The following is a 6,906-nucleotide window of genomic DNA, read 5'->3' as shown; positions in this document are numbered from 1 at the left end:
GTCTCGGAGGTGCAAGCCTCGGTGGCTGCCGGCATTGACTCGGTGAAGCGGGTGAACGGCGGCCAGTTGTTGTCTTGGCACATTATCGCCCGTCCCCACGAGAACCTGGAGTACGTGTTGCCCATTCGCTACACCGAGGATGTGGCTCAGTTCCGCGAAGGGGTCAATGCCATCCGTCCCTTCACCCGTCCCTGATGCGTATTGCCATTGTGCGGGGCACCGTCACCAGCACTCAAAAGGATCCCAGCTTGATGGGCGTGAAGTTTTTGTTGGTGCAGTACGTCGATCTCGAGGGCCAGCCGCAACCCAATTACGCTGTGGCTGCCGATCCGGTGGGGGCCGGCATTGACGAGTGGGTGCTGGTTAGCCAAGGCAGTGCCGCTCGCCAGCCGCAAGGAAACCAGACTCGCCCGCTGGATGCAGTGGTGATGGCGATTATCGATACGGTCAGCGTTGGCGGTCGCTCTCTCTACAACAAGCGCGATCAACGCTAGCTGGGATCCCTTCCCTTCTCATCTCTCTTGCTGCCCTTGTCCGCCCTACTGCGTTCTAGAGGCTCACGGTTATGCCTGCTCAAACCTATGCTGCACCGCCAACGCCCTGGTCTCGCCGACTGGCGGAGCCTAAGATCGATCCCACAGCCTACGTGCATTCTTTCTCCAACCTCATTGGGGATGTGCGGGTGGAAGCGGAGGTGCTGATCGCCCCGGGAACTTCCATTCGCGCTGACGAGGGATCCCCCTTCCACATTGGCGCCAGATCCAACATTCAGGATGGGGTGGTCATCCACGGCCTGGAACAGGGGCGGGTGATAGGAGAAGACGGCCAACCCTACTCCGTTTGGATTGGCAGAAACACTTCCATTGCCCACATGGCTCTGATCCACGGGCCGGCCTACGTGGGCAACGACTGCTTTATCGGCTTCCGCTCGACGGTGTTCAACGCTCGGGTTGGGGATGGCTGCATCATCATGTTGCATTGCCTGATCCAGGATGTGGAGATCCCCCCAGGCAAGTACGTGCCTTCTGGATCCATCATCACCACCCAGGCCGAGGCCGACCGGCTGCCCGACGTCCAGGATAGCGATGCCAAGTTTGCCCAACACGTGATCGGCATCAACCAAGCCCTGCGAGAGGGCTACCAGTGCAGCGAAAACCTCGTCTGTATCGCTCCCATCCGCAACGAACTGCAGCGCACCTCTAACTCAACGGCTACGGAGACGGCACCCATGACTTATTCTTCCCATCGCGGCAATGGCCGGAACGGCGGCGGATCCCCTCTCAAGCCGGAGGTGGTGGAGCAAATTCGCGCCCTGCTGGCCCAAGGCTATCGCGTGGGGCTAGAGTATGCCGATGCTCGCCGCTTCAAAACCTCTTCCTGGCAAAGCGAAAGCCCAATCACCAGCACCCACGAGGCGGAGGTGGTGCAGTCATTGGGGGCCATCCTGGCAGAACACCAAGGGGAATATGTGCGCCTGCTGGGGATCGATCCCAAGGCCAAACGGCGGGTGCTGGAGCAGATCATCCAAACCCCCGATGGGCCGGCGCTGGTTTCTGGGATGCCCAGCCGCGTCTCGGCAGCCGCTGCCCCGAGTTCTGGCACATCCGGCCCTCAGTCTGGCTCAGGGCTAGAGGAAGAAATCCGAACGCTGTTGGCGCAGGGGTATCGCATTGGCCTGGAGGTGGCCGATGCCCGCCGCTACCGCACCTCTTCTTGGCAGACCTTGAGCAATTTGAGCGGTCAGCCGCAGGAGATCCTGGCCGCTGTTCAGGCTGCCCTAGCAGAGCACCAGGGAGAATATGTGCGCCTGTTGGGGATCGATCCCAAAGGCAAACGGCGGGTGCTGGAGAAGGTCATTCAAACCCCGCAAGGCCAGGTGAGCAGCAGTCCTGCAGGAACCGGCGTGGTGGCAGATACGGCTTCTGCGGCAGGGGGCAGTGCCGGCCTGGATCTGGAGGTGCAGGAGGAGGTGCATCGGCTGCTGGCCCAAGGCTATCGCATCGGCTACGAATATGCCGACGAGCGCCGCTTCAAAACCTCTTCCTGGCAGAGTGGGCCGGCCATTCGCGCCACCCGCGGGCCAGAGGTGTTGGCTAAGCTGACGGCTGCCCTGGCGGAGCACCAGGGAGAATATGTGCGCCTGCTGGGGATCGATCCCAAAGGCAAACGGCGGGTCTATGAGCGCATCATCCAAACCCCTAGCGGAAAATCTGCTGCTGCTGCCGCGGCTCCTGCTTCTGCCCCCAAGGGATCCCCTTCTGGCACCCGCCTCAATGCCGAGGTGGTGGCTCAGGTGCAGCAGTTGCTCAGCCAAGGCTACCGCATCGGCACCGAACATGCGGACAAGCGCCGTTTTCGCACCTCTTCTTGGCAAAGCTGTAGCCCCATCGAGGCCACCCAAGTGCCCCAAGTGGTGGCGGCTCTAGAAGCCTGCCTGGCGGAACACCAGGGAGAATACGTTCGCCTGCTGGGGATCGATCCCAAGGCCAAACGGCGAGTGCTGGAGCAGATCATCCAAACCCCTTGAGGGATCCCAGCTTTTTTTGACCTCTGTTGGTTCAAGTCCAACCCCCCAGCGATGAGGAGCACCCTGTTGGCCTCTACTTTGCCCAACTCCATGACGCTCCGCACCTTGCTCGGCCAAAACGGCGAAACTCGCTATTTTGTCAGTGGTGAGGTGCAGGTGGAAGCTGGGGTGGGGATTGGGGCAGGGGTGCTGCTGCGGGCCAACCCCGGCTGTCGAATTCACATCGGGCGCGGCGCGTGTATCGGCATGGGATCCGTTCTGCACGCCTGTGGGGGATCCCTCATCGTGGAGGCGGGAGCAACCTTGGGAATGGGGGTGCTGGTGATCGGGCAGGGCACCATCGGCAAAAACGCCTGCATCGGCTCAGAAACCACAGTGCTGAATTGTTCGGTGCTCAGCCAAGCAGTCATTCCCCCCGGCTCGCTGCTCGGGGATCCCACCTATGGTTTCGATCTCCAGGAGGCGGGCGGCAGCAAGCCCATCCCGGCAGAGCCCTCGCCGGCGGCAGTGGAAATGGCTCCAGAGATGTCGCCTGAGCCGTCTCCCCCACCCAGTTCTCCGGTGGCCAATGTTGAAAAGCAAACCCGCCGTTGGCACCAAGAAAAATCCGACTCCCCAGAGACCAAAACCCATAAGCTCAATGGGATCCCTGGCCATTGGGAATTGGATCGCCTCTTGAGCAAGATTTATCCCCATCGACAGGTGCTCTCCTCTGGGGATGGCCGGCTCTGATGGCTAAACTGGCGTGAGTAGTTAGGATGCCGATGTCAACCTCCCTGGGCCTGATTCAGACGCGCAGCTTTCCGGTCATCGTGCGCATTGCCGACGCTATGACCAAGTCGGCAGGCGTGACGCTGATCGGCTTTGAGAAAACCTCGGGGGGCTACTGCACAGCCATTGTGCGGGGGGGAATTGCCGATGTGCGCATTGCCATTGAGGAGGGAATTGAGCTGGCCCGCCAGTTTGACCAAGAGGAGATCTCCAGTTTGGTGATCCCGCGCCCCCTGCCCAACTTGGAAGTGGTACTGCCGATTAGCAGCAAGCTGTCTCAACTGGCACAAAACCGCGGCTATAGCCGCCTCAGCAACTTGGCCGTGGGCCTGCTGGAAACTCGCGGCTTCCCGGCGATGGTGGGGGCTGCCGATGTCATGCTCAAAACGGCGGATGTCCAACTGGCGGCCTATGAAACCATCGGGGATGGTTTGTGTACGGCCATTATTCGCGGCACGGTAGCCAACGTGGCCATTGCCATCGATGCCGGCATGTACGAAGCAGAGCGCATTGGGGAATTGCACGCGGTGGCAGTGATCCCCCGCCCTCTGGACGAACTGGAGCAAGCGCTGCCCGTGGCCAGTTGTTTTGTTGCTCAACCGGTTACCCTGCCGGTAACCCTTCCTCAAGTTCAGGAACAGGAGGTGCAACGCAGCGATACAGCCGTAGAGCGGATCCCTGTTTATCTGGAGCCGCCTGAAACTCCCTAGCCCCCTGAGAAACCCATCTGTTGCCCAAGAAAGCCGAGCAGGGCAGAGGGGAAAAATGCTAGGCTACTGGAAGACCTGGGTCCGTGCAGCTCCGACGCCCAAACCGTGTCAGGATCGGAAGATAGCAGCACCACGGGATGCTCTGAGCAGGCGCGTCAACCCGGGTCGCCCTTTGCAGCCCTACTTCTCTCTGCTGGGTTCTCTCCTCCTTGCCCTAGCAGCGCATTACACTATGTCCGAAACAGACAATCCCCTCGCCAACTGGGCTCAAAAAGCCTTTTACTTCGGCATGGGTTTGGCGGCTGTGGCGGCGGATAATGCTGCCAAGGTGGCCAGCAAAGCGGGTATCCGTCTGATGGAGTTGCGCAAGCAGGCGCAAGCTTTGGTGGACGAGCTGGTGGAGCGGGGGGCGATGACCGCTGAAGAGGCGCGGGCTTACATGGATGCCATCGCCGCCAACGCCAACCGCAAGGGAGAAGACAGACAAACTGCCGGTCCCCGCAAGATCACCATCGACGACATTAGCAATGCCGAGGGCGAGGCAGGCACGGCCATCGAACTTTCAGAAGCGGCCCGTTTGCGCCAGAAGATCGCCGAATTGCAAGCTGAGTTGGATCGCCTCAAGGGCAAATCTTGAGCGGAAGGACAGCCCGGCAGGAAGGTAGGAATGCATTGCTTCCTAGCTCCTCTCCCCTTTTGCATAGCGGAAGCGGTACCGCAGAGCACTTGGGAAGTGTCTCAACCTAACTTGAAATGACCCTAAAGATTGAGGCTACCGCCAGGTGGATCGTCTCTGTGAAGTGTTAGGGATCCTCGCCCTTTAGAGCCGGGGGCAGGTCAAGGTTGTTCATTTCAGAGGTTTCAAAAAACTGCCGTGAGACAGCTTGCAATTCTCCGTCGTCGGAGAAAAGATGGGAACACCCGCCTATCTGGGCAGGAGCATCTCAATCCAATCTTGTTGAGTTTGAGCTCAGGCAGCAGGAATGAGGATCCCGTCTTCCGAGAGAAAGCGGGAGCTGAGAAAGGGACGCAGCGCCTTGGGAATGCGAATTGAGCCATCCGGCTGTTGGTGATTTTCCAGCAGGGCAGCCAGAGAGCGCCCCACCGCCAAGCCAGATCCGTTCAGGGTGTGGACAAACTGGGTGCCTTTCTGGCCGGCTTCTTTGTAGCGCAGGTTAGCACGGCGGGCCTGAAAGTCCCAGCAGTTGGAGCAACTGGAGATCTCGCGGTATTGATTTTGGGAGGGGAACCACACCTCCAAGTCAAAGCAGCGGGCTGCCGCAAAGCCCAAATCGCCGCTACACAGCTCCACCACCCGGTAGGGCAGCTCCAGCATCTGTAAGATGGCCTCGGCATCCTGCACCAGCTTCTCGTGTTCGGCTTCCGATTGATCTGGGCGAGTGACCTTGACCAGCTCCACTTTTTGAAACTGGTGCAACCGGATCAGCCCCTTGGTGTCGCGGCCATAGCTGCCCGCCTCACGGCGAAAACAAGGGGTGTAAGCACAGAAGTAGAGAGGAAGAGACTCTGCAGGGATCACCTCATCCCGGTACAGATTGGTAAGGGGAACTTCCGCCGTCGGGATCAGCCACAGGTCGTCGTCAGCACAGCGAAAGCTGTCTTCGGCGAACTTGGGCAATTGCCCCGTCCCCTGCAAAGCGGCGCTGTTGACCAAAAAGGGCGGGATCACCTCGGTGTAGCCAGCTGCAACGTGGCGCTCCAGCATCATGGCAATCAAAGCCCGTTCCAGGGCCGCGCCTGCCCCCACCATAGCCACAAAGCGGCTTTGGGCCACTTTGACCGCACGGCCAATCTCCAGCAACCCTAGTTTTTCGGCAATCTCGTCATGGGGAAGGACAGGATGGGCCGGCTTTAGCTCCTCACCCCAGCGACGCACCTCTACATTGTCGGCCTCATCTCGGCCAACTGGCACGCTGGGCAGGGGCAAATTGGGCAGGGTGAGCAGCCGAGCGCGAATCTCCTCTTCCAGCTCTCGTTCCTGCTGCTCCAGTTGGGCAATCTCGGCCTTGAGATCCACCCCCCGCTGCCGTAGGGCCGCCACTTCGGGGCCTTGGGGATCCGCCCCCTGGCGGATGATCTCGCCGACTTTTTTGCCGAGGCTGTTGCTTTCGGCCTGCAGGGATCCCTTGCGGGTCTCCAACTGCCGCCGCTCCCGATCCAACTGCAGGATCCCGTCCAGATCGACTGTGGCCCGGCGATTTTGCAGGGCTTGGCGTACTTGTTCAGGGCGATCCCGCAGCAGCTTCAGATCCAGCACAGAGACGGCCTACACTTAGCTCCAGATACCCGACTATTTCTTTAGCCAGCTAAACATGGCCCGCAGCTCCTTGCCCACCTGTTCGATGGGGTGTTCGGCCTCGCGCCGCCGCATCGCTGTGAACCCCGGCTTGCCGGCCTGATTTTCCAAGACAAACTCACGGGCAAATTGGCCGCTTTGGATCTCGGCGAGGATCCGTTTCATTTCAGCGCGGGTTTGCTCCGTAATGATGCGGGGGCCACGGGTGTAGTCGCCGTATTCTGCCGTGTTGGAGATGCTCTGGCGCATTTTCTCCAAGCCCCCCTCGACAATGAGATCCACGATCAGCTTCACCTCGTGCAGGCACTCGAAGTAGGCCAGTTCCGGCTGGTAGCCCGCTTCCACCAAGGTTTCAAACCCCGCTTTGATCAGAGCCGTCAGCCCACCGCAGAGCACCACCTGCTCGCCAAAGAGGTCGGTTTCGGTCTCTTCCCGGAAGGTGGTTTCCAAAATGCCGGCCCGCGTGCCACCGATGGCTTTGGCATAGGCCATGGCCCGCTCCCGTGCCATTCCCGAGGCATCTTGATAGACGGCAAACAGGCAGGGCACCCCTTCCCCCGCTTGGTAGGTGCGCCGCACCA

7 protein-coding genes, 1 other RNA gene and 1 pseudogene are annotated in these 6,906 nt (G+C 60.3%); 7 read left to right on the top strand and 2 right to left on the bottom strand.

The genetic code is table 11. The features are described from left to right. The 7 genes and pseudogenes from NW856_RS09355 to NW856_RS09325 all read left to right on the top strand — a co-directional run. Positions 1-195: pseudogene (locus NW856_RS09355) on the top strand (carbon dioxide-concentrating protein CcmK); the annotation flags it as partial. Further along, positions 195-494 (top strand): EutN/CcmL family microcompartment protein, encoded by a 300-nt coding sequence (locus NW856_RS09350; RefSeq protein WP_414399947.1) that lies wholly within the window; start codon positions 195-197, stop codon positions 492-494. The pseudogene NW856_RS09355 and the gene NW856_RS09350, both read left to right, overlap by 1 nt. 71 nt (positions 495-565) lie before the next feature. Beyond that, entirely contained in the window at positions 566-2,527 is a 1,962-nt protein-coding gene (locus tag NW856_RS09345) for a ribulose bisphosphate carboxylase small subunit (protein WP_414399946.1), read from the top strand. A 66-nt stretch (positions 2,528-2,593) separates the two neighbouring features. Next, positions 2,594-3,259 carry a hypothetical protein gene (locus NW856_RS09340; RefSeq protein WP_414399945.1) on the top strand — a complete coding sequence of 222 codons (666 nt, stop codon included), beginning with the start codon at positions 2,594-2,596 and terminating at the stop codon, positions 3,257-3,259. A 26-nt stretch (positions 3,260-3,285) separates the two neighbouring features. Then, positions 3,286-4,008 carry a carbon dioxide-concentrating mechanism protein CcmK gene (locus tag NW856_RS09335; RefSeq protein WP_414329208.1) on the top strand — a complete coding sequence of 241 codons (723 nt, stop codon included), beginning with the start codon at positions 3,286-3,288 and terminating at the stop codon, positions 4,006-4,008. A gap of 72 nt (positions 4,009-4,080) precedes the next feature. Further along, an RNA gene (gene ffs / locus NW856_RS09330) (signal recognition particle sRNA small type) lies at positions 4,081-4,178 on the top strand. Between the two features lie 62 nt (positions 4,179-4,240). Then, complete coding sequence (locus tag NW856_RS09325) at positions 4,241-4,645, top strand: hypothetical protein (protein WP_414329207.1); 405 nt, start codon at positions 4,241-4,243, stop codon at positions 4,643-4,645. A gap of 333 nt (positions 4,646-4,978) precedes the next feature. Here NW856_RS09325 and serS read toward each other — a convergent pair whose 3' ends face one another. Both serS and ilvC read right to left on the bottom strand, forming a co-directional pair. After that, positions 4,979-6,286 carry a serine--tRNA ligase gene (gene serS / locus NW856_RS09320; protein ID WP_414399944.1) on the bottom strand — a complete coding sequence of 436 codons (1,308 nt, stop codon included), beginning with the start codon at positions 6,284-6,286 and terminating at the stop codon, positions 4,979-4,981. 33 nt (positions 6,287-6,319) lie between these two features. Then, a partial coding sequence (ilvC, locus tag NW856_RS09315) for a ketol-acid reductoisomerase (protein ID WP_414399943.1) occupies positions 6,320-6,906 on the bottom strand: 587 nt, incomplete at its 5' end.

The organism is Synechococcus sp. R3-13 (assembly GCF_047462195.1).
In the GTDB taxonomy this organism is placed as follows: domain Bacteria; phylum Cyanobacteriota; class Cyanobacteriia; order Thermostichales; family Thermostichaceae; genus Thermostichus.
This window is presented reverse-complemented; position numbering and strand designations above follow the sequence as displayed.

Bases quoted from the DNA above. Each gene is read 5' to 3' on its own strand.
- NW856_RS09350 (WP_414399947.1), top strand. From the start codon at position 195: ATGCGTATTGCCATTGTGCGGGGCACCGTCACCAGCACTCAAAAGGAT.
- NW856_RS09345 (WP_414399946.1), top strand. From the start codon at position 566: ATGCCTGCTCAAACCTATGCTGCACCGCCAACGCCCTGGTCTCGCCGA.
- NW856_RS09335 (WP_414329208.1), top strand. From the start codon at position 3,286: ATGCCGATGTCAACCTCCCTGGGCCTGATTCAGACGCGCAGCTTTCCG.
- NW856_RS09325 (WP_414329207.1), top strand. From the start codon at position 4,241: ATGTCCGAAACAGACAATCCCCTCGCCAACTGGGCTCAAAAAGCCTTT.